At 43.8% G+C, this 22,988-nt stretch carries 19 protein-coding genes; 6 read left to right on the top strand and 13 right to left on the bottom strand.

The genetic code is table 11. The features are described from left to right. Nucleotides 1–656 precede the first annotated feature (656 nt). Genes DES35_RS08720 through DES35_RS08710 form a run of 3 tightly spaced genes read left to right on the top strand, consistent with a single transcriptional unit; the run spans nucleotide 657 to nucleotide 4,531 of the window. Entirely contained in the window at nucleotides 657–2,018 is a 1,362-nt protein-coding gene (locus DES35_RS08720; protein WP_114366361.1) for a UDP-N-acetylmuramate--L-alanine ligase, read from the top strand. Further along, nucleotides 2,015–3,742 (top strand): sodium:solute symporter family protein, encoded by a 1,728-nt coding sequence (locus DES35_RS08715; protein ID WP_114366360.1) that lies wholly within the window; start codon nucleotides 2,015–2,017, stop codon nucleotides 3,740–3,742. Before DES35_RS08720 ends, DES35_RS08715 begins: the two co-directional genes overlap by 4 nt. Nucleotides 3,743–3,745: 3 nt before the next feature. After that, complete coding sequence (locus DES35_RS08710; RefSeq protein ID WP_114366359.1) at nucleotides 3,746–4,531, top strand: sulfite exporter TauE/SafE family protein; 786 nt, start codon at nucleotides 3,746–3,748, stop codon at nucleotides 4,529–4,531. Between the two features lie 175 nt (nucleotides 4,532–4,706). Here DES35_RS08710 and DES35_RS08705 read toward each other — a convergent pair whose 3' ends face one another. From DES35_RS08705 to alaS, 3 genes are read right to left on the bottom strand one after another with little or no spacing between them, the layout of a single operon-like run. Next, nucleotides 4,707–6,125, bottom strand: a complete 1,419-nt coding sequence (locus tag DES35_RS08705; protein ID WP_114366358.1) for a hypothetical protein — start codon at nucleotides 6,123–6,125, stop codon at nucleotides 4,707–4,709. Next, on the bottom strand, nucleotides 6,122–7,927 hold the full coding sequence (locus DES35_RS08700) for a lysophospholipid acyltransferase family protein (protein WP_114366357.1): 1,806 nt from the start codon (nucleotides 7,925–7,927) through the stop codon (nucleotides 6,122–6,124). The genes DES35_RS08705 and DES35_RS08700 overlap by 4 nt, the downstream gene beginning before the upstream one ends. 41 nt (nucleotides 7,928–7,968) lie before the next feature. After that, nucleotides 7,969–10,578: an alanine--tRNA ligase gene (alaS, locus tag DES35_RS08695; protein WP_114366356.1), complete on the bottom strand. Its 2,610-nt coding sequence runs from the start codon at nucleotides 10,576–10,578 to the stop codon at nucleotides 7,969–7,971. Nucleotides 10,579–10,678: 100 nt separating this feature from the next. Between alaS and DES35_RS08690 the strand changes: the two genes are divergently transcribed. Genes DES35_RS08690 through DES35_RS08680 form a run of 3 tightly spaced genes read left to right on the top strand, consistent with a single transcriptional unit; the run spans nucleotide 10,679 to nucleotide 12,718 of the window. Further along, entirely contained in the window at nucleotides 10,679–11,656 is a 978-nt protein-coding gene (locus DES35_RS08690; protein WP_114366355.1) for a M23 family metallopeptidase, read from the top strand. Continuing rightward, nucleotides 11,656–12,015 carry a MerR family transcriptional regulator gene (locus tag DES35_RS08685; protein ID WP_114366354.1) on the top strand — a complete coding sequence of 120 codons (360 nt, stop codon included), beginning with the start codon at nucleotides 11,656–11,658 and terminating at the stop codon, nucleotides 12,013–12,015. Before DES35_RS08690 ends, DES35_RS08685 begins: the two co-directional genes overlap by 1 nt. A 10-nt stretch (nucleotides 12,016–12,025) precedes the next feature. Next, complete coding sequence (locus DES35_RS08680) at nucleotides 12,026–12,718, top strand: NUDIX hydrolase (protein WP_114366353.1); 693 nt, start codon at nucleotides 12,026–12,028, stop codon at nucleotides 12,716–12,718. Between the two features lies 1 nt (nucleotide 12,719). Here DES35_RS08680 and DES35_RS08675 read toward each other — a convergent pair whose 3' ends face one another. From DES35_RS08675 to DES35_RS08630, 10 genes are all read right to left on the bottom strand, one after another. Next, complete coding sequence (locus tag DES35_RS08675; RefSeq protein ID WP_114366352.1) at nucleotides 12,720–13,793, bottom strand: sensor histidine kinase; 1,074 nt, start codon at nucleotides 13,791–13,793, stop codon at nucleotides 12,720–12,722. Nucleotides 13,794–13,808: 15 nt separating this feature from the next. Further along, nucleotides 13,809–14,492, bottom strand: a complete 684-nt coding sequence (locus DES35_RS08670; RefSeq protein ID WP_114366351.1) for a response regulator transcription factor — start codon at nucleotides 14,490–14,492, stop codon at nucleotides 13,809–13,811. Nucleotides 14,493–14,503: 11 nt separating this feature from the next. Further along, nucleotides 14,504–15,169, bottom strand: coding sequence for a hypothetical protein (locus tag DES35_RS08665; protein WP_114366350.1), 666 nt, complete (start codon nucleotides 15,167–15,169; stop codon nucleotides 14,504–14,506). A 77-nt stretch (nucleotides 15,170–15,246) separates the two neighbouring features. Continuing rightward, on the bottom strand, nucleotides 15,247–16,659 hold the full coding sequence (locus DES35_RS08660) for a hypothetical protein (protein WP_211306549.1): 1,413 nt from the start codon (nucleotides 16,657–16,659) through the stop codon (nucleotides 15,247–15,249). A 38-nt stretch (nucleotides 16,660–16,697) separates the two neighbouring features. Next, complete coding sequence (locus tag DES35_RS08655) at nucleotides 16,698–19,490, bottom strand: TonB-dependent receptor (RefSeq protein WP_114366348.1); 2,793 nt, start codon at nucleotides 19,488–19,490, stop codon at nucleotides 16,698–16,700. 112 nt (nucleotides 19,491–19,602) lie between these two features. Then, nucleotides 19,603–20,406, bottom strand: a complete 804-nt coding sequence (locus tag DES35_RS08650) for a hypothetical protein (protein WP_114366347.1) — start codon at nucleotides 20,404–20,406, stop codon at nucleotides 19,603–19,605. 232 nt (nucleotides 20,407–20,638) lie between these two features. Continuing rightward, the gene (locus tag DES35_RS08645) at nucleotides 20,639–21,031 is read right to left on the bottom strand and encodes an ExbD/TolR family protein (protein ID WP_037358662.1); all 393 of its coding nucleotides are present in this window, start codon (nucleotides 21,029–21,031) and stop codon (nucleotides 20,639–20,641) included. A 12-nt stretch (nucleotides 21,032–21,043) separates the two neighbouring features. Next, nucleotides 21,044–21,742, bottom strand: coding sequence for a MotA/TolQ/ExbB proton channel family protein (locus DES35_RS08640; protein WP_084180156.1), 699 nt, complete (start codon nucleotides 21,740–21,742; stop codon nucleotides 21,044–21,046). 320 nt (nucleotides 21,743–22,062) lie between these two features. Beyond that, complete coding sequence (locus DES35_RS08635; protein ID WP_114366346.1) at nucleotides 22,063–22,578, bottom strand: TlpA family protein disulfide reductase; 516 nt, start codon at nucleotides 22,576–22,578, stop codon at nucleotides 22,063–22,065. A gap of 1 nt (nucleotide 22,579) precedes the next feature. After that, nucleotides 22,580–22,978, bottom strand: a complete 399-nt coding sequence (locus DES35_RS08630; protein ID WP_037358665.1) for a hypothetical protein — start codon at nucleotides 22,976–22,978, stop codon at nucleotides 22,580–22,582. Nucleotides 22,979–22,988: the final 10 nt, after the last annotated feature.

Here is a 22,988-nt window from a genome sequence, read left to right as displayed (position 1 = left end):
CCCCAAAGAATGTTGGGACGGGCAATACCAGGGCAAGCCCGTCCAGGAAGGAGTATATCTCTACCTCATTCGCTATACCGACAGAGATGGCAACCTACAAACCCCAAAAAGAGGTGAGATTGTATTGTACCGGTGATTAATTGAATGAATACATGGCAACGTTCAATACTGCACCCAGTGTTTCAAATACGTAACTGTATATATTCCTGTTTTTAAAGTCTACTTGGCGTCTTCGGAAATCAGAGAGCTTATGACTCAGATTTGGTTACTTTGGATTATTAAGGCTTTAGCGTTTGAAAAATCGCAAGGTTTCCAGGCTTAAAACCAGAAGGAATGAGTTAAATATGCTTTTTTAATACCGAAAACGATGCCAGGCTATTCAGCAATGACATCCGTCTAAATCTCACCCTTAGAATGGATGACCCGATTTTGGAAAACTTCTTTGCCCCACCCCCCAATGCAAGAGAAATACCACATATAGCACATTCGGCTTTGATAGTAACACTCCTGTAATGAATTTTGAAGTCGATGGCGGGGCGGTTAAAGGCCGTGCATATGATGAGCAATTTTATTGCGCTTTAATCCAACAAGACACAACCTATATCAAAACCGGCCTGTGGGTGTACATCTATATTTGTCCGCTCAATTTCATTTAAATGAAGATACACCTGATTGCCATCGGTGGCAGTGCAATGCACAATCTGGCCTTAGCCCTTCACGCCATGGGTCATAAGGTGACCGGAAGCGACGATGAGATTTATGAGCCAGCTCTGTCCCGACTCAAAAAGGCAGGATTGCTACCGGAAAGAACTGGTTGGTTTCCTGAAAAAATTACCTCTGACCTCGATATGGTAATTCTCGGTATGCATGCCCGCCGTGACAATCCGGAACTTCAAAAAGCTCTTAATCTGGGGCTGCAAGTCATTTCTTACCCCGAATTTCTTTACCAACACTCGAAAAATAAAACTCGGGTAGTCATAGCAGGCAGCCATGGAAAGACCACTGTGACCAGTATGGTAATGCATGTATGCAGATTTGCCGGGCTCAACATCGACTACATGGTCGGTTCGCTGGTCAACGGATTTGATACCATGGTCAAACTGACCGAGGAAGCAGAGTTTATGGTTATAGAAGGAGATGAGTATCCGTCTTCAGCCTTACAAATGCAGCCTAAATTTCACTTTTACCGTCCTAACATTACTGCCATCACCGGCATTGCATGGGACCACGCCAATGTTTTTCCTACAGAAGAGGTTTATCTGGAACAATTTCGCACATATCTTAACCAATGTGAGCCAGGGGCAGCTGTCCTATATTTCGCTGAAGACCAAAAGCTTAAACACCTGGTAGAGTCCTCTTCGCTACCAATAAAAAAATTTCCATACGCTACACCCGCCTATGAAATAATCAACGGAAATTATCAACTCAATACGTCGGTTGGGCCAATACCCTTAAGTATCATCGGCCGCCACAATATGGCTAATGTCGAGGCGGCCCGATGGGTTTGCCAACTATTGGGTATACAAGAGGACGTATTTTTTGAGTCCATTTCGACCTTTGAAGGTGCCTCCAGGCGGCTTCAGACGCTCCTTGAAATTGATGAAAGCAGAGTATTTCTGGATTTTGCCCATGCTCCCAGTAAAGTAAAAGCCACTCTCCACGCAATTAAGGAGGCTTTCCCACAGCATAAAGTAGTGGCCATTCTCGAACTACACACCTACTCAAGTCTGAGCAAGGACTTTCTGCCTCAATATCATCTAAGCCTTCAGCTGGCAGATGTCGCATTGGTCTATTACAACCCCAGGGCTGTAGCCCATAAAAAACTCCCGGACCTGCATCCCAACGAGGTAGCACAGGCATTTGGCATAGATGTAAAAAACGTATTTACGGATACCGGTGAGTTGTTTCAGACAGCTGTTTCTTACAGAAGCGATAAGAATGTTTTTCTCATTATGACTTCCGGAAATTTTGGAGGTGAGAATCTTCAAATCCGTGCCGAACAACTTTTGCACTCATGAGCAGTATCGATTATACCATAGCCATTGGCGGTTTGATGGTATTTCTTTACATCAACCTAAAACTACGCAAAAAAGGTGCGCGCAATGCTGAAAGCTTTTTCCTTGGCGGCAGGTCGCTGAGCTGGCATTTACTCGGATTGAGCATGGTGGCCACCACTTTTGCTGCGGATACACCGCTTTGGGTGACAGAAAAGGTGGTCCAGCACGGTATCAGTGGCAATTGGCTTTGGTGGAACATGCTTCTCGGCGGTATGCTCACCACCTTTTTCTTCGCACGCTACTGGAGGAGAGCCGGTATAATGACCGAACCAGAATTGATCAGCCTGCGCTACAGCGGTCCATATGTCAGGCCATTGCGAATGTTTAAAGCCCTGTACCTCGGTCTTTTTCTCAATGCAGTGATCATCGGTTGGGTGAATGCAGCAATGGTCAAAGTTTTAGGCGAATTCTTCTATCTCGACAAACCAGCAGCTTTTATTGCCGTGATGCTTCTGATGGCTTACACGGCCATCTACTCCGCCATTTCGGGACTATTTGGCATTGTAGTCACTGATGCGCTTCAATTTGCGATCGCAATGACCGGCAGCGTGATTTTGGCTATACTGGTACTGCAACTGCCGGAAGTCGGGGGCACCGATGGCTTGGTACAAAAACTCCCTGAGTGGAGATTTCACTTCTTCCCGATGGTCGAAAGCGGCACATCCGATGTTTTATCCATTACCATAGGGGCTTTTTTTTCATTCATCGCTCTGCAATGGTGGAATAGCTGGTATCCTGGAGCCGAACCTGGCGGAGGTGGCTACATATCGCAGCGCATGATGGGGGCCCGAAACGAAAGCGATGCAGTCAGAGCATCGCTCTTGTTCCAGCTGGCACATTACTGTCTCAGACCCTGGCCCTGGATCGTCGTAGCTTTGGCCGCTTTGGTCATCTACCCGGGGCTTACAGACGCTGAAGCCGGCAATGCCTACATACGCCTGATCAGAGACTACATGCCGGAAGGTATCAGAGGCCTGATGCTTTTGGTTTTTTTGTCAGCATATATGAGTACTATTTCCACTCAACTCAACTGGGGAAGCAGCTATCTGACCAATGATTTTTACCATCTGATAAAAATGGACACCGTACGAGGTAATAATTCCGTTTTGATGGGAAGAATTTTCACTTTTTTGATTATGATTGCTGGTGGCGCTGTTTCTTCAGTCATCGACACCATCGATGCTGCTGCTCAATTCCTCATACAGGCAGGGGCCGGGCTGGGAGCTGTACTCATCTTGCGATGGTATTGGTGGCGGATTAATGCTGCTACCGAAATGGTAGCCACCATTGCTCCTGTCGTTTTGTTGAGCATTTCTAAAATCTGGATTGAACCCGCTCTGGGGGAAAATTTCACCACACAGAACGGCACCTTTTACCTTGTAGTATTCGGCACGATGATCACCTGGATCCTGACTGCCTATCTCACCTCACCCACCTCAGAGGAAGTGTTGACAAACTTCTGTAAACGGGTGCAACCTGCCGGCAAATGGCCTGAGCACATTTTCCAACCCGACAATAGCCAGCTTTATAAAAACCTGGTTCGATGGCTCTCGGCCGTAGTTTTGGCATACAGCCTGCTGTTTCTTACGGGATATGCATTGTTTGGCAACTGGAGCAGTGTACTGACATGTGCGGGTCTGGCCATCCTGGCTTTCATAGTATTAATAACTTTTCTCAGAAACTAAAGGATGAACGAAGAAATCGCGCTTAACACGCACTGGTGGATGTATGCGCTCTACCTTATAGGGGGTATATTGACTGGTATCATCAATGTGCTCGCTGGTAATGGATCCGCCATCACACTCAGTCTGATGATTTTTGCTGGTATGCCGGCGGGTCTGGCTAATGGAACCAATCGCATTGGCGCTATGATGCAAACCATTACCTCGGTAGTCGCCATGAGAAAAACCTTGAGAACACGCAGACTTATTGCCCTTAGCATTCCATTTTTCATTCCGGCATTTATCGGAAGTCTTGTGGGCGCTTTAATCGTTATGGATCTCGATGATTATGTTTTGAAAAAAATCATAGGATTTCTCATGCTGCTAATTTTATTGAGTCTGCTTCTTAATCCTAAAAAATGGCGAAAAAAAACAGACCCCAATACGGTGATAAATACTTGGAAAAATTACCTTTGGTTTTTCCTCATAGGAGTGTATACTGGATTTATTCAAATGGGGGTTGGAATCATAATGCTAACAATCTTAGTATTGTCCATGAATCTAAGCTTAAGAGACGCAAATATTATAAAATTGATGATGGCTATGATTTTATCCATTCCTGCTTTCATTGTGTTCATTGGGTATGGTCAGATACATTGGCCATCGGGAATGGTTCTCGCACTTGGTCAATCCTTGGGTTCTATCATCTCTACACGCTACTTTTTACATTCTCAACACGCCACAAAAATCACCCACTATGTCCTGATCATGATATTGTGCATCAGCATTTTGAAGCTCTTTGATTTTGTTTAAGGTGCTTTTTCCGCCTCCGCAAGATTTTGTTCATCAGAATTTCATTTGGAGGAAACCTGTCAACAGACCGAGAAGATGTATATAATCCTTTAAACAGGTCTAAAGAATGTATTGAGAAGAATTGACATGTGAGAATGACGGGTAGAAATTAAATCTTAAACACAAGGACAGTATTTTACTGAATTTCCAACCTTTTTTTCAGCTTTCTTATCATATCAGGTTGAAATTTAAAAAGGATGTTGCATTGCTCCGAAATCCTCTGCCTTCTGATGGGATCAGACATGAGTACAGAAGCCGATTGGGCCATGGAATCGAGAGCCTTTTCCTCACTGAGATACCCTTCCATGAACTCAGCCAAAGTGATATACCAGCTCATGGTCGGCAAGTAGTTGGGCTTTCGGCGGTATTCGGCCTCCAATTGTTTGATTTTGTATTTACCCACAATGTAGAGCAATCGCCCGAACTTCTCCTGCATCACCAGCGACCTGAAAAATCCGGCAAAAAACAGATGCCAGCGAGTAGCAAAAACTTCTTTAATGGCTGTATGCAGGTAATTTTCTGCAAATTCTTCGGCTTGTTTATATCTTTTCAGATCAATCAATATGTGAATGTATTGGGCAATGAAGCTTATTTTATTGTATTGATTGCTAGTAGTCCTCATTTCATCAAAGGCACTGAGCATCAGCTTATAGGCTTCCTGAGATCGTCCCATTCTTGAGAGTATTGCGCTCAGATTGGTCAGATAAAACAAGTGATCGGATGTCTTGTACATAAGCGAGAGTTTTCCGTAATACAGCGCATCTTCCAGCTGATTCAGTTTTGAATGTACTAGCAATCTGTTGGCGTAGTAATTGGACAAAACGCGCTTTCCGGGACAACTTTTCAGCAGGAATTCTGACCTGAACTCTTCCATATGCCGCAGCATGGAGGTGTATTCCCCTTTGTTTAAGTAATAAAACCAAAGCCTGACGGCAGCAGTGTATCTGTTGTGGCCATCGAGTTGGATGTTTTTGCTGATCTCCAGCAGGGTATTTGCCACCCCTTCGTTTGTCACTGATTTGAGCTCATATTCTTCAATGATCTGATGGGTAAGGTCAGGAATTTGATTTTCTACTTCCTGATTGAGCTGGTAGCTACTAAAGTGGTGTTCAAGGTAGGCCTCCACTTCTGGCAATAGTTTTTTTCGCAGTCTGATGGTGAGAAAGTCCCTGAGCTTCAAAAACATCCTGTAATATTCCCTGAAATAATACGCATCAGGGCCGCTTACTTTGGCAATTTGCAATAACCTCTCTTCGTCTGCTGGCGCTATATCATCCTTCAGTATTTTCTGGGTAAAAAAATGTATTTCGCTGATCTGATTGTCGATATCTGTGGCCGCCAGCAAAGTGCTAATTCTGGTTTTTAAAGCGCTGTATTTTCGCTTGTCAATTTCTGTTTCAAACTGATATTTTCCCGTAGCTACTCCGGCTTTGAGGGAACTTAATATTTGAATGACCTGGGTATCTTCGGATTTAATGGAATTTGCAACAAAAAGTACCTCATCGGGATAAAGCGACTGGATAAAATCAGTAAAAATCTTAAGTTTTTGCTTCATTCTCCGGACTCTGGTGCATTCTGAGCGATCCTTGTAGCAGCTTCGAGCTCTTCGAGTACGGGTTGAATGGTCTGGGTAGGCAGGTCGTTTATATCGATGTACATAAATGCATCCAAGGTATTGTTAAACTTGGGGTCCACATTGAAAGCCACCACTTTGGCGTTTTGCTTTATGTATTTTTTCAGCAATACGGGAACTCGCGTATTGCCGGGCTCCAGGTCTTCGATAAACTTATCCAGTTTGGAAAGATCGTTTTTTGCCCTGGATAAGACAAACTCTTTCTCCCGCTCGTCAATTTTTACCTTATAGGCTTTTCTGGGCTTTATGTATTTGGCCAGTTTTTTATCCAGGTAATTCAGTTTGATAAATTCGATCATCAGGGCTCTGGAAAATTTGCTGTAGCTGTTGCTGATGCTTACACAACCTGTGAGATATCGGTGTCCGGGATTGCGAAGCACTACGTGTACAATACCTTTCCAAAGCAAAAATAACGGCAAAGGCTTGGCCTGATATTCTTTTACCACAAAGGCCCTCCCCATTTCAATGCCCTGAGAAAAGAGATGCTCTGCCTCAGGCTCAATCTTAAAGAGGGTGGGCACATAGAATCCCTTCAGGCCAAATTTTGGATAAATCTGTGTACCAATTCCCAACCTGTATGCTCCAGCCAGTTTCCGGGCATCGGAGTCCCACAAAATCAGATGCGTGTAATATTGGTCAAATTCGTCCAGATCTATTTCTGCATTACTTCCTTCACCTACTTCTCTGAAGGTTACTTCTCTGAGTCTTCCTATTTCATGTAGCAGGTATGGACATACATCGCCTATGAATTCATACACCTCATAGTTTTTTGTGCTTGTCAGCTTTTTACCTTTGCTTCTGAGTTGTTCTATTTCCTCGATGACTTTACTAAGTGGGGCTGGTTCTGCAATGGGTTTGATGTCCTTTTTTAATTGAAGGACTGGTAGTTTTAACATGGCTTTTTTAGGTGGTAAAGTGCTTGCCAACATGTATGTGCGTGTGCGGAGAAATTGCGAAAGAGACTCAATATCGGGATATTCGTCGAGCTCGGCAGGTTGTATGGGCTTACCAATGCGCACGGTAATGGGTTTTTTCTTTTGCGAAAAGATTTCGCTGGGCAGTTTTGCTGTACGCAGGAGTGGATGCATGGAAGCCAGCAGATAAAACCAAAAGGAATTACGGGCTTTGAAATAGACCGGAACTACAGGTACTTTCATTTTACTAATCAGTTTGATGGCCCCCGGCTCCCACTCTTTGTCCAGTATTTTACCTTCTTCAAAATGGTAGGTACTCACCTCCCCTGCAGGAAACATCCCAAGCGGATGTCCCTCTTTTAGGTGTTGAATGGCATCTTTGATCCCCGGTACGCTACTTTTGTTCACCAGGTCGGATTCAAAGGGATTTACTGGCATAATAAAATCGCTGATCGGCTCTATTTTTTTCAGCAGAAAATTGGCAATAATCTTAAAATCAGGCCTTACTAATGATATGAGCTTTATCAAAATTACTCCGTCTACTCCGCCAAGAGGGTGATTGGATACTGTGATAAAGGGTCCGCTTTTTGGGATTCGTCCCAACTCTTCTTCAAAATATTCAAATGTAACATGAAGTTCTTCGAATAGTTTGTCAATAAACTCAACGCCTTTATGTCCGGCCAATTTTTCGTACACCTCATTGATGTTGTCTATTTTCAGGATCTTCATCATTATACCGGCAAGACCCTTCAAACCGACTTTTTCGAGGTTAGAGGCTTTGGCGAAGGCGTCTTTTTCTACTAATTTCATAGGGGCAGTGTGTTGATAAAGCTAAAGTACAGTATAACGGTCTAAATCACTGACAAAATGCCAGCGGCTTTTTGCAGAGCCTCGTCAAGGCCGGATGAGTCGCTGCCACCAGCCATGGCGAAATGTGGCTGACCTCCTCCTCCTCCTTTGATCAGTGGAGATACCTCTCTGACTATTTTTGCTGCATTGTATCCGGCTCTCACCACTGCGTCGCCCAATGACACAGCCAGACCGGGCTTGCCTTCGCTCACATATCCCAGAACAAATTTTCCATTTTCAAATCGTTGTTTCAATCTGAAGGCCAGGTCTTTCACCTGCGCGGGTTTCAGCGTAGTTCTTTTTACCAGCACTTCTTCGTTTTTATCCGCATATTCTGCCGAGAGGAGTTTGAAATATTGCTCCACCTCTGCTTGTTCCATTTGTTCAACAAGTTTATGCAGCCTGTTTTTTTCCTCTAGTAGATTGCTGAGTGAAGCCACGGGATCCTTCGGATTCTTCAAGAGACCTTTCAGCTTTTCCAGTGTGGACAGGTTTCTTCTGTACTCAGCCAGAAATCTCTGTCCTGTGACTGCCTCAATTCTGCGAACTCCGGCGGATATAGCAGACTCTTGGATAATTTTAAACAATCCAATGGCTCCGGTCGATTTCACATGTGTACCACCACATAACTCAGTAGATGGTCCGAATTGTATGGCTCGAACCCTTTCACCGTACTTCTCTCCAAAAATTGCCATTGCACCCATCTTCAGAGCGGTCTCCAGTTCCAGGTCTCTGTGCTCTTTCAGGGGAATGTTTTCCAGGATTAACTCATTGACCAAATCTTCCACGTTTTGAAGCTCTTCGTCGGAGAGCCTGGCATAGTGCGAAAAGTCAAACCTCAGATAGTCCGGGGATACAAGTGATCCTTTCTGCTCTACATGTGTACCCAGCACCTTTCTCAGAGCGAAATGCAATAGATGCGTAGCGCTGTGATTTCTTTCGGCATTTCTCCTTTTTCGGGCATCCACTCGTGCCAAAACCGGCTGTGTCAGGTCTTCCGGCAGGTTTTTGGTAAAATGCAATATGATGCCGTTTTCTTTTTTGGTATCGTACACCTCAATGACCTCTTCCCCAAAAATCAACAATCCGGTATCTCCTACTTGCCCACCTCCTTCGGGATAGAAAGGAGTCTCTATAAGAGCAATTTGATAAAAAATCTTTTCACCGGACTTTACCTTCCGAAATCGAGCCACAGAAGTCAATGACTCCAGTGCATCGTACCCGATAAACACATCCCCACCAGTCTGAAGCTCTATCCAGTCGCCTGTGGTAAGCTCAGTAGCTGCCCGCGACCGCTCTTTTTGCTTTTGCATTTCTCTCTTGAAACCTTCTTCATCGGCTTCAAGGCCTCTCTCTCGAAGAATGAGTGAGGTCAGGTCATACGGGAAACCATAGGTATCGTAGAGCTCGAAAATTTTCTGACCTGCTATTTTTTGTCCCTTTGGGGTATTCTGTACTACCTCTTCCAGTCTATTGAGTCCGCTTTCTATGGTTCGGATAAAAGTCACTTCTTCCTCTCTAATGACACGCGCCACAAATTCGGCAGCCTCTCGGATTTCGGTGTAATAATCACCCATTTCATCGGCCAGGGTATCTACCAGGGTATGAATGAAAGCAGTCCTCACTCCCAAATACGAGTAGCCATATCGAATGGCCCTTCTTAAGATGCGCCGAATCACATACCCAGCCCCCGTGTTGGAGGGCAGCTGGCCATCGGCGATTGCAAAGGATACCGCGCGAATGTGATCGGCTATCACCCTCATGGCTATGTTGATTTTTTCGTCAGAGCCATAGCTCAGGCCCGTTATCAGTTCTATTTTCTTGATAAGGGGCTGGAAAATATCTGTGTCGTAATTGGATTGTTTTCCTTGCAGAGCCATCGTGAGCCGCTCAAACCCCATACCGGTATCCACATGTCGGGCTGGCAGCTTTTCAAGAGTTCCATCAGCCTTTCGGTTAAACTCCATAAAAACGAGATTCCATATCTCTATGACTTTTGGGTGTCCTTGATTGACCAATTCCCCACCGGGTTTGGCAGCACGCTCCTCATCGCTTCGAAGGTCTATGTGAATCTCGCTGCAAGGACCACAAGGTCCGGTATCTCCCATCTCCCAAAAATTGTCCTTTTTACTCCCTCTGAGTATTCTGTCTGAAGCGATGTAATTTCTCCAATGGCCCTCAGCTTCCTCGTCATACGGCAAACCTTCGGACTCGTCTCCGGCAAATACGGTCACATATAATCTGTCCATTGGTAGCTTATAGACAGAAGTGAGCAGTTCCCACGCCCACTCGATGGCCTCTTTTTTAAAGTAATCGCCAAAAGACCAGTTGCCCAGCATCTCAAACATGGTGTGGTGATAGGTGTCAATCCCCACCTCTTCCAGATCGTTGTGCTTGCCACTTACTCTCAGGCATTTTTGAGAATTTGCAATTCTGGGATATTTGATCTCTACATTGCCGAGAAAGAGATCTTTAAACTGGTTCATTCCCGCATTGGTAAACATAAGTGTAGGATCATTCTTCACTACCAGCGGGGCTGATGCAACAATTTTATGACCTTTGGATTGAAAAAATTCTAAAAAAATCCTCCGTATTTCCTTTGATGTAAGCATTTTCTTAAACTGTTGGAGCCGACAAAATTATGCAGGCATGTATGTATTGTTGTGGTATTTTTGCCATTAACCAGATTCAGTGTATATATTTTCGTAGTCATTGGCTAAAAAACAGAAATACTTCTACGATCCGGCGACTTTATCCTATAAGAAAATCGAAGTTTCTCCCTGGAAGAGAATCGGAAATAGTTTTCTATTCCTTTTGTCTTCAGCACTTTTCGCCTTTTTGTTTCTGTTCTTTTCAAAATCATTTCTCGAAACACCTGAAGAAAAAGAACTCCGGCGCGAAATCGAGTATCTGACCCTCAATTACGAGTTGCTGAAGTCAAAGCTAAACGTACTCGAATCAGCTCTCGAAGATCTCGAATACCGCGATGACAATATTTACCGGGTCATTTTTGAAGCTGAACCCATCCCCAAAAATCTCAGAAGAAGCGCTTTAGCCGGTATCAACCGCTACAAAAACCTCGATGGATACAGCACCTCAGAGCTTGTTAAAGAAACCAGCCAGCGCGTGGACAAATTGCGCAAACAAGCCTATATCCAAAGCAAATCCTACGATGAGGTGCTCGAGCTGGTGAAAAATAAAAACAAACTGCTGGCCTCTATTCCGGCCATTCAACCCATATCCAACAAAGACCTCACTGCAGTCGCATCGGGTTTTGGAATGCGTATTCATCCTATTTACAAGGTCAGGAAACTGCACACGGGTATCGATTTTACTGCACCGGTTGGAACTCCTGTCTTCGCCACCGGCGACGGAGTTGTAATCAATGACAATGGTCTGGGTGGCTCCGGATATGGGCTATATATCATCATCTCTCATGGATTTGGATATCACACCCTGTATGCACACCTGTCAAAGCTAGTTGCAAAGCCAGGCCAAAAAGTAAAAAGAGGCGATATAATAGGATATGTAGGCAATACCGGATCCTCCACAGGACCGCATTTGCACTACGAAGTAATTAAAGACGGAGTAAAAGTCAACCCAATCAACTATTTCTTCAATGACCTGACACCTGAAGAATATGAGCTCATGCTCCGAATAGCCAGCCAGGAAAATCAATCCTTTGACTGATGAAGGATAAAACACTCCAGTTCAAAAGGTATTACACCATGGGCGAAGTCACCGAAATGCTGGGAGTGAATCCTTCCCTTATCCGCTTCTGGCACAAGGAATTTTCCGAATACATCCAACCCAAAACGAACAAAAAAGGCAACAGACTCTTTACACCAAAAGATGTAGAAACCATTCGGAAAATCTATCATCTGGTCAAAGAAAACGGCTATACACTGGAAGGCGCTAAAAAGGCGCTGAAAGACAAATCCACTGAACACCTCCTTCAAACACAATATGAAAACGACTCCAAAGAATTGATCCGAAACAAATTGCTCAAAATTCGCGAAGAGCTTCTGAAAATCAAAGACCTGCTTTAAATCTATCCATATGATAGCGGATAATAAAGAACAATACTTCAATGTAGCCTTAGCTACAGGCATTGTCCTCTTTGCCTTCGACCTGGAACACCTTCACATACTCCTCACAAGGAAAAAAGAAGAACCTTTCAAAGGGGCCTGGGTCATACCCAGCCGGTATGTAAAAGCCGATGAAAGCCTGGAAGAAAATGTAAAAGTTCTGCTCAAAAACACAATAGGCCACGAAGATGTCTACCTGGAACAACTCAATGCCTTTGCCAAAGTTTACAGAAACCCCATCGGTCGCGTAGTCAACATACCTTTTTACGGTTTGATGCAACTAACTGAAAAAGAATTTAAAAACGCTGAAAAGAACAACTGCAAATGGATCAAATACCACGATGTGCCCGACATGGCCTTTGACCACAACGAAATCATCGACTATGCTAAAGAAAGACTAAAGCGAAGAGTAAAACGCAGGCCCGTAGGTTTCAATTCACTGCCCAAGGAATTTACCCTTAATCAGCTGCAAACTCTCTACGAACAGGCACTCAACAAAACCTTTGACAAGCGAAACTTCAGAAAGAAAATTTTCAACAGCCAACTGCTGGTTGACACCGGGAAGACAATCATTACCAGCCAGGGTAAAGAAAGTAAACTCTACAAATTCGACATGGAGAGATATGAAAAGATGTCATTAAAAGGGTATGACTTTCTGTTTTGACTTATTCAGCTTTTTGTAATGTAAATGAAAAAGCACTGCCGATGCCTTCTGTCGAGCGCACATTGATGGTCTGTTTGTGAGATTCGATAATGTGTTTTACAATGGCAAGTCCAAGACCTGTGCCTCCGGCATCGCGCGACCGGCTCTTGTCCACCCTGTAGAATCGCTCAAATATCCTGCTGATATCTTCTTTGGGTATGCCTACACCATTGTCCGATACTTCAGTCATGATCTGCCCTGGCAATTCGTAAAAAGCCACTTCTACAAGTCCACCTTCCGGTTTAGAATATTTTATGGCATTCATTACCAAATTGATAAGCAATTGTTCCACTCTTTTCTGGTCAGCTACCACCAGTACTGGTTTGTCGTAGGACTTTTTCAATTTTAATTTTACATTCTTTCCTCTGGCTTTATCAGACAACTGGTCAAAGACATCTTTTACCAGTTCACTGATATCAAATCGCGTTATTTTAAGCTTCAGTGCCCCGCTCTCAAGCTGAGCAATCAGATCCAGATCGTTTACGATGTTGATCATCCGATCTATGGATTTGGTCGTGCGCTTCAGGTATTTTTCACACAGCTCCGGGTCATTCATGGCTCCATCAAGCAGGGTAAGCACATATCCCTGGATATTGAAAATAGGAGTTTTTAACTCATGGCTGATATTGCCCAGATATTCACGGCGATACTTCTCTCGCTCTTTCAGCATCTGAATTTGATTCATTTTATCCTCTGCCCAATCAAATACAGCTACTTGAGCGCTGCGAAGGGTCACATTCCTTGCTACTTCTTCCTCTGCTTTTTCTACTACTTTTACCTGGTTAATGGCTTTGAATATCAAAAGAACTTTTCGATAGATAAAAATTCGAATAAACAAGTAAAAAATCAAATAGAAGACCCCAAACGATAGCAACAAAAAAACAAAAAAAGTAAGTGCAGGCAGTTGGGGGGTATAATTGCTGAAATACAATACCGAAAAAAAACTGATAAGCGAAGAAATAAAGGCTAAAAGGACACTGAGACGAATGGGGTCGTCAAAGTTGTACTTCTCAAAAAAACTGTCTAATCCCTGCATCCGAAGAGGAAATCTTTAGGCTATATCAAATTTATAGCCCACCCCCTTAATGGTCGATATTATTTCGTCACCTAGTTTTTCCCTGATTTTGCGGATGTGTACATCAATGGTACGCCCACCCACTACCACATCACTGCCCCATACCAGGTCAAGAATCTCCTCACGGGTAAATACTTTGCTCGGCTTGGAAGCCAGAAGCGATAGCAGTTCGAATTCCTTTTTTGGCAAAACAATTTTGTCGCAACCCTTTATGACTTCATATTTCTCCAGGTCTATTTTTAAGTCACCAAATTCCATGACCTTGTTGTTGTTTTCTTCTTTTGACCTCCTCCTTAATAAAGCCTTGACTTTGCTCAGAAACACTTTTGGTTTTACCGGCTTGGTGATGTAATCATCAGCCCCGGCCTCAAAACCAGCTATTTGCGAATAATCCTCTGACCTGGCAGTCAAAAAAGTGATCAACACCCCGGACAGTTCCGGTAAATTTCTGATTTTGTCACAGACTTCCATACCGTCCATGCCGGGCATCATCACATCCAATACTATTAAATCAGGTTTTGAAGCTTTTGCTACTTTGATGGCATCCTCGCCATTGTCAGCCGTCAACACATGGTAACCTTCCTTTTTGAGATTGTAGTCTAAGATTTCGATGATATCGGGCTCATCATCCACGATTAATATTTTGTATTTTGATTCCATGGCTTTGGTTATTACTTCAACGAATCAGCTGCTGCTTCTTTTCTTTGCAGGAAATTCTTTTCATATTGCCGAAGTTTTTCTTCTTCAAATTGCTGAAGCACATCGGCTCTTTTGGATATCCATACTCGCTTTTCAGTGTCAAAGTAAGTGTCCTCATCCGGAAATTCTATAATGTAAACATCTTCAGATGTATTCGAGGTATAGTATTTCTCGAGGCTTTTGCCATTCACCATATCAGTAAATACATTTTTCGTCACATTAAGCATATCATTTAATGGCATTTTCCAGGTGCGATATACTTCTTCGTAATAAATTATATTTCCACGATCATCCACCTTCATCTTTCCCCCGGTTGCCACATATTTTTCGTGTAAGCTGGGAGCCATTCTGCTCACTTGAAAATACACCAAACCATCCTCAGATGTGTAATAATAATCCAGCTTATGTGTATTTGCAAGCTGTACATAATATTCATCGAAATACGGGTCAAATTTTATAGTATGAGATGCCTTAGGTGGAAGTTTTCCTACATATCGTATGATGCTGTATCGGAATGCTGAATCTTCTTGCTCTGTGAGATGTTTAGAAGGTGTAAAATCGTATTTTTTGTTGTAATCTTTACATGAATTAGTTGCAAATACTACTAATAAAAGAATAAGCTGTTTTTTTATACGCATCTTACTTGTTTACTGTTTGAAAAACTTCATAAATTAAAAAAGCCGGGAAATATATCCCGGCCAAGGTAGTATTGAATTTAATATTTTTTGTTGATGGGGTTGAATTCTGCCCAGCCTGCAGTCCAATCGGTAGTACCAAAGCCTCCTCTGAAGGTAACATTTTTATCAAAGAAGTTGGCACGTCCCGGCTCATTGAATTTTGGATGAGCGAATGAAGCTCCTGACAATAGGGGCTTTCCAGCTTGAACGGTGAAGGTAGCTCCAGAATATTGCTCCGGTAATCTGTTCCCGTAGAATACATTTGGATTCAGACCCCAATGGTTGTGTGTGGAATCGTTGATTCCAACAAAGGTTTGGTTATTTGCTTCCCAATAAGCACGGACTGAATCAGCACTTACACCTGATCCAGCCAAGTATCTGTTGCTTGATGAGGCAGCAATCAAAATGTTGTTAGCCAATACCCCAGTTCCATTTTGATAATTGGTCATTACAGACGGTTGATTAAACCTTAAACCCCTGGGAAATCCAGTTAAGAAAGAGTTAAATATAGAAAGAGCTGTTCTGCGACGAGCATCGATGGCATGTTGGAAGTTGGCGTTTGAAACGGAAGAACCTGAATTTATAGGTCCAACTATAGTTACATTACTGAATACACCAGCAGTGTAGGGTTGCACATCATTGTCATTGGGGCCATTATCCGTTTCAAAACCGTTGGAACCGGATTGATCAGCGTAGCCAGGGTAGCGCACTGCCAATCCAAACTGAACATTACCAGACCATCCGAAGTCTACATCAAAGTCATCGTCCCACATGGCAAATGAGATCAGATATTTGCCATTGTTGGTTCCACCAAACCATTCAAAACCATCGTCACCACCGAAAGATACCATGCAGTACTCCATAACGGTACCACTGCCTACCCCACCCATGGTGATGGAATTGGTCTCATTGTTGGGAGATAGCTCAATACCAGCAAATTCCACACGTACATAACGCAACTCACCTGAGGATTCAGTATTGTTAGCAGTACTGGCCGATGAGGTATTACTAGGATTTCCGCCAAAAAATACAGGAGGATCAATACCTTCAATGGCCGGATCAATCTGGTTGCAAGCTGCATTGCCAAGGATCACCAATCCACCCCAGTCACCTCTGTCACGCAGGCCCTCTTCTACAGATGATGTCATCACTATGGGGCGGCTTGCTGTACCATTGGCTATAATTTTTCCACCGCGATCGATTACCAATGTACCTCTGGTACGGCGATCACCGAAAATTACTGTTCCCGGCTCAATGGTCAAAGTCTGGCCATTTCTAACAAATACTTGACCTCTGAGCAAATACTTTTTATCAGCCGTAAGTGTACGGGTGGTAAGATTTCCTTCCAACACCTCAAGTGTTGATTGTTTGCCGTTGTTGTTGTCGTCGTCATCCTTGCTGCAGGACGCGATAGTAAATGCAGCCAAAAGGAATAAAGCTGCTTTTTTCATGGTGTTTCTCATGTTTCTCGAATTTAGATAAATTGATTTTAGTTAAAGTTGTAGGTCATGTTGACATTAAATAAGGTACCCCTTCTGAAGCTGAAAATGTTTCGGTCCAGTGGGTCATAGGGTGAGCCATTTCTATCTGTATCTTGGAAGAATCTGTAGTTGTAATTAAGTAAATCCTGAATGCCGAACTTTAACTGGATTCGGTTGAAAGTCTTTGAGACCGTAAGGTCGATGCTATGTCTTGGTAATTCCCAGATATCGGGAAAATTTACATCGCCAATGGCAAAAAGCCGTTCTCCGAATATGTTGTAAGCCACTGAGATGATTTCACTTCTCTTCTCATTGCTGTAAGCCATAATCATATTTACGATAAAAGGGGATTGCCCTTGAAGGGGTCTTACACGGGTCTGTGCTGATGCCTGAGCTCCTAGATCCACTACCGAATAAATGTAGGTAGCATTGGCATTGAAGCTGAGCCGCTCAAGAAATCTATTGGAAACAACCCCTTTGAGACTCTTTCTTAATTCTACTTCCACTCCATAATTTTCGGCATAATCAGCATTGATGTAAGTAAATTGGGGCAACTCCGAGGTGATGATGTTTCTCTGCTCGATCGGATTGTCAAAAAATTTGTAAAAAAGAGCTATACTGAGCATCTCACCCAACCTGGGATAATACTCATATCTCAGATCAAAATTGTCAATAACTGCATTAGAAAGCCTGGGCTCTCCTACTTTATTGGCATCCAGTTTATAATCGTAAAAAAGGAAAGGGGCAAGTTCTCTGAATTCAGGTCTATTGACCGTTCTAGCATAAGCAACCCTTAATTGGGATTTTTCATTGGTATAATAATTTACGTTGAGCATTGGCAGAAAATTGCCAAAAGGATTGTTGACTTCGATTGGCAAAAGCCCCTGATATCCATCCAGCCGCTGAATATTGTACTCGTACCGGAAGCCATAATCGAAGTTAAATCTCCTGTATTCCGAATTGGCCCCGATGTATACAGCTGTCAGTATATTGCTGGCCTGATACTGATCCACCGGCCTGGTGCCTTCCCTGAGCACAAACCCATCTGGACCTACATTTTCCTTTGAAAAAATTTCTCCCAGCGGAAGTCGTTCCAACTCAGCTTTTCGATCTGATGAAACCGATCCCGGAATCAGATATGAAAAATATCTTGAGTTAAAGTCTCTATATTTAAGGTCACTGAAAATACCGGTCTTTAACACCTGAAAAAATCCAGGCCTTGTGTTTTTGTATTGATAATTGATTGCCTGAGAAGAGGAGATTTCAATTAATTTTCCAAAATACCTGGACGCATCAAACAAATTGGACGAAGGAGGTGTAAGCATTACAAATTTTCCGTCCGAAGAATTTTCTGGCAGAAAAGTCCTGAATCTTCTAAGATCCGGCTCTGATTCGTTTACTAAGTTTAGACCAAGTGTAAAATTAAGGCTTTGCTGGTCATCCATTTGATAATTAACTTCTCCTTGTCCGATGTAAATACTACGGCTTCTATACCCAAGCAAATAATGTCTCCTGAATCCAATATCCTGCACAAAGTCCTCTCCTTTGCGTAGTATCGTCTCGTCCTCACCAATTTGGTTAAAGAGATTGCTCCAGCTGATCTTGTACTTCGAACTTCTCAACCAAGAGAAATTCGACATCAGCGATACACGATTATTTTTTTCATAGATATCGTCGAAAAATTCAAATCTCAAGAGTACTTCATCTGGCCTGGTTACATCGTATTCAAAATATCGATTAAAACCACGCTTTGTATGCACATAGCTCTGAGAAATTGAAAAGGAGGTAATGTTTGAGAACTGATTTCTTCCCTTATTGACTACCCTACCAAAAGAATAACCTACATTGAAATCGATCGGTGTTGTGTATTCGTTCACCTCAAAATTGTTTGTAAGCATATGTGCAAACTCCGTCCGCTCAGGCGACAGGGTGGGCAGATCTTCAAATCTGTTTGTAGACGGGAAGTCCGAAGGTAGTCTTCTATACGTATCAAACCCCAAAAAATCTGTCGGCGACCCTTGCGATCTGAAAAATGGCTGAAATGTGGTCTGTGTCCGATACCCCATTCCGTAATGAAACTGGTCAAAATTTGACTCTACTACATGTGTAGTATATACCTTTATAACCCCACCGGCCATATCGCCCGGCAGTTCGGGTGAAGCCGATTTGAAAATCAGCATCCGATCGAGTGCACCACTCGGAATCAGGTCAAAGGAAAACGTTCGTCTGTCCACTTCTGTACTTGGAGCCAATGTGTTGTTGATCATCACATTGTTATACCGCTCGCTTAGACCTCTAATCAGCACAAACCTCCCATCCACTATCGTAATCCCTGGTATACGCTGCATTACCTGTGCAGCATTATTATCCTGTGATATTGCGATTTGCTGCTTTGAGATACCAGACACAACTTGCTTGGCCTCCTTAACTTCCAACACCACTGCTGCCTGTGTGTTCGTCACTTTGGCTGCTGTTACCTTAACGTCTCCAAGCATTTGGCTAGACTCCTCAATCTGAAAGTTTTGCGTATAAACCCTTCCACCTACGACTTCGAGCTGCTGTACCTGTTGGTTATACCCCAAAAAAGAACAGACCAAAGTGTGTTTGCCTTCGGGTACCTTAAACTCATAAAATCCATCGATATCCGTCGAAGCCCCTAAGGACAAACCTTTGACCACGACATTTACACCCACCAGGCTTTCTTTGGTGATTTTATCCGTCACCCTACCCCTGATGGTAGCGTTTTGACCATTAGCAAACTTAAACAGTAAAACTAGCGTAGCAGAATAGAGTAATCTCATGTATATAAAACTGCCGCAAAGCAATCCACATGAGATTAAGTCATATTAACTCTATTGTTAAATCTATGTTACTAAAAAAAGGGGGAAATTACCGTAAAAGATTCTTTTTCAGCTATTTCTTTTGAAAATCATAAATGATAAAACCCACTTGTCCATCTTCTGGTGCATCTGAATCGGCACTCCATTTGGTACGAAGTGCAGCTTCTCTGGCGCGTCGGTACAAACATTCCGAATACACATTCGTCGAGTACTCCCGAAAACTAACGCCAGGTTCCGCCTCAAATACATTGCCCGACTGGTCCACCTTTATCCGCACTACAACCCTTCCTGACTCAGCACAGTTATACTCAGGTTTTGGCCTTACAATCGCCTGCCTTCCCCCCAGAAAATATCCGGTTCCACTTGAGCCGGCGCCCTCGCCCTCTCCTGCAGAACTGCCCGACTGTCCGGAGCCAGTAGGTGCACCCTGCACCCCCTGCTGCGAACCACTCCCACTTTTCCCTCCGGAGCCCCGGTCCGGATTGTTCAATAAATTTCTTAGTCGCTGATCTATTTGAGGCTGAGGCTCTTCTGTAGGCATCGGTTTTTCTTCCTTTGGTTTGTTCCTCTCAGGTTTGTTGTCTTTTCTGGAAGTCACAGCCGGAGCATCTTCCACGTCTTGAGTAGGGGTATTTACCTGATTTTGAGTACTTCTTACAGGAGGCGCAGAAGTTGTCTGCTGTTGTTCCGGATTTTCCACCTCATGTATCGGCCCCCCCGCATCCGCGTTGTAGCCAAATCGTATCGCAATTCCCTCCTCCGGCTTCGGGTCGTAATACGTCAGACCCAGCAGGAGAAAAATCAACACCAATAACAGGTTGATCAGTAGCGTAAGCACCAAGGCCCTCACTTCTTCTTTTGTTTTAGGCCATTCCATTGTTCTTTTTTTATTTATTCGTTTTTTTTGGGGCGTGCCCCCTCGGGCCGGTGGCTATTCCACCTTACCCCTCGGGGTCGGACTGCTCCGGGGTACGCTTCGCTACCGTGCTTCGCACCGCCCTGTCGGGCGCCCTTCGCATTCCTCACGCAAGGTGGTCATTGTCCGCACTTAATTGGCTGCATACTGGTTTCAGTGAAGCTCACTAGCCCTCTGTACAGCGTACGCTCCCCTATTTCGGATCCGTAGCCAGTACCATTTTCATCCTGTTTCGGTAGGCTATGTCCATCACTTTTACTACTTTGCCCGTGGGCACACTTTCATCGGCAAACAGGATCAGCACCGGGGCATCCCTTCCCACGGTCAGTCTAAGCAGCTCGCTTTCAAGTTGGTCTTCGCCCACAGGACGGTCGTTTACCAATATCTTCAGGTCCTTCTTGATAGCCACAGAAATGTCTTGTTTTTTCACCGTTTCAGCCTTGCTTTTTGGCAAGATAAGATCCAGAGCACTTGTCGTCACCAGGGTAGAAGTCAGCATGAAAAAGATCAGAAGTAGAAAGACGATATCCGTCATACTTGCCATGCTGAATTCTGCACTGATTTTGTTTCGCCCTCTAAAGTCCATAACTCCCCGATTTTAAACTTCCTCGTTCAACAGGTCCATAAACTCTGTAGCACTCACTTCCATTTGATACACCACCTTGTTGACCTTCGACACCAAAATATTGTAACTCATATAGCTTACAATACCAACAAACAAACCAGCCACCGTGGTCGTCATAGCCGTGTAGATACCCTCGGCCAGCATATCTACCCTGATTTGGCCCCCGGCTGCCGCCATTTCGTGAAAAGCAAGTATCATTCCTATTACTGTACCCAGAAAACCAATCATAGGCGCTGCACCCGATATGGTAGCCAGCAGTGCCAGGTTTCTCTCCAACTGCAGTACTTCAATTTTTCCGGTATTTTCAATTGCAGCTGCTATGTCTTTCAGAGGTCTGCCAATTCGGCTGATGCCTTTCTCGATCATGCGAGCCACAGGTGTATTTACCGACAAACACATGGCCTTAGCTGCATCCAGCTTACCGGCAGCTACCTGGGATTTGACCGACGTAATAAAACCCTGATCCAGCCTGCCGGCTTTTGAAATCGACTGATATCGCTCAATGAAGATGTAAATTGCTATGGAGAACAAGATAAACAAAACCCCCATTATCACCAGTCCTCCTACCCCGCCACTGGTGATCAGTTCCATGATCGATAGGGTCTTCTTTACGGGTTCATCCACTTGAGTCTCCATTCCTCCACCCACACCGGTCTGAATCTGTAAGAGCATAACATTACCAATTTGGAAGCAAACTTAACCATTTGACTAAATAACGCAGAAAATAAGTTTTTAAGGTACTCCCATTAGCGGATTTATCCAAACATCAACCAATTGTTAATAACTCATATCATTTCGAATCCCGCTCACAATAGTCAATCGGTTTTAACCCATCCGTGCCAGCCGTCGACAGATTCACGCCTGACGCATGAGACTCTAGACGCCATTTATGCATGCTGACCTTGCTACGATAGGTTAGACCAATCATTTTTTCCGAAGACAGAGGTATGGGTTCAAGTTCCTTAATTCCAAACTGCTTGCACCTTACTACCTCACTTGATCGATTCTCCTTTAGCCACTTCCAGCACCAGTTGATAGAGCTTGTCTTCGTCACCAGGTATATAACCGGTGTGTTGCCAGAGCACTTCCCCACTTCCACTCAGCAAAAAGGTGTGCGGAATGTTATTCACATTCATGGCACGACGCAAATCTGAGTTCTCATCGATGTAGATTTCGTATTCCCACATTTGGCCGTGGACAAAGGGTTTAACCCGAGCAGCATTCCGAGGATCATCTATGGACACAGCCACCAGCTTTACACCAGTTTCCTCCTGCCACTGTTCATATACCTCTTTGATGGCGTTGAGCTCCGTAACACAAGGCTTACACCATGTGGCCCAAAACGACAATATGACAGGAGCATCGCCATTTTGCACCATCTCAACAGAGCTTACCGTCTTTCCCTGAAGATTTTTTACTTCGGCAAGTGGAATTTTTTTAAACGCGCCACTCTGACCGAAAACCCCTGTTACCAGCGAAAAGGCCACAAAAACAAAAAACCTTTGCATATCAGGATATTGGATTTAGCACAGCACTGTAAATGACTATAGAATTTGGATCACGCCCGAAATAGAGTTTTTCAATAGCTTCCATTATGTCCTTTGCTCTAAAATAGGACGTATGCAATTCATTCTCGCCTGCTATGGCCCATTGAATCGTGTATGAATTCTCTCTTGTCCGATAAGTCTTAATGTAATCGAGCATTTTAAGCAGGCAGTCCTTCTTGTCAATACCCTCAGTGGCGTGAAACAGAAAACTTTGATTGTGGCGCGGGTTAATGGTAATCACATACAGCTTCATATGCCCGTTTCGCTCCTTGTAGTCGAAAATGATACTCGTATTACCCAGATTGAGGTAGCTTTCAATCTCTTTTTGCAGCCTGGCTACCTCCAGATTGATGTCTTCCATAGCCTATGCA

Origin of the sequence: Schleiferia thermophila, from assembly GCF_003337435.1 — a bacterium.
Lineage (GTDB): Bacteria > Bacteroidota > Bacteroidia > Flavobacteriales > Schleiferiaceae > Schleiferia > Schleiferia thermophila.
The sequence above is the reverse complement of the archived record's forward strand: the minus strand, read 5'-3'. Positions and strand labels throughout refer to the sequence as shown.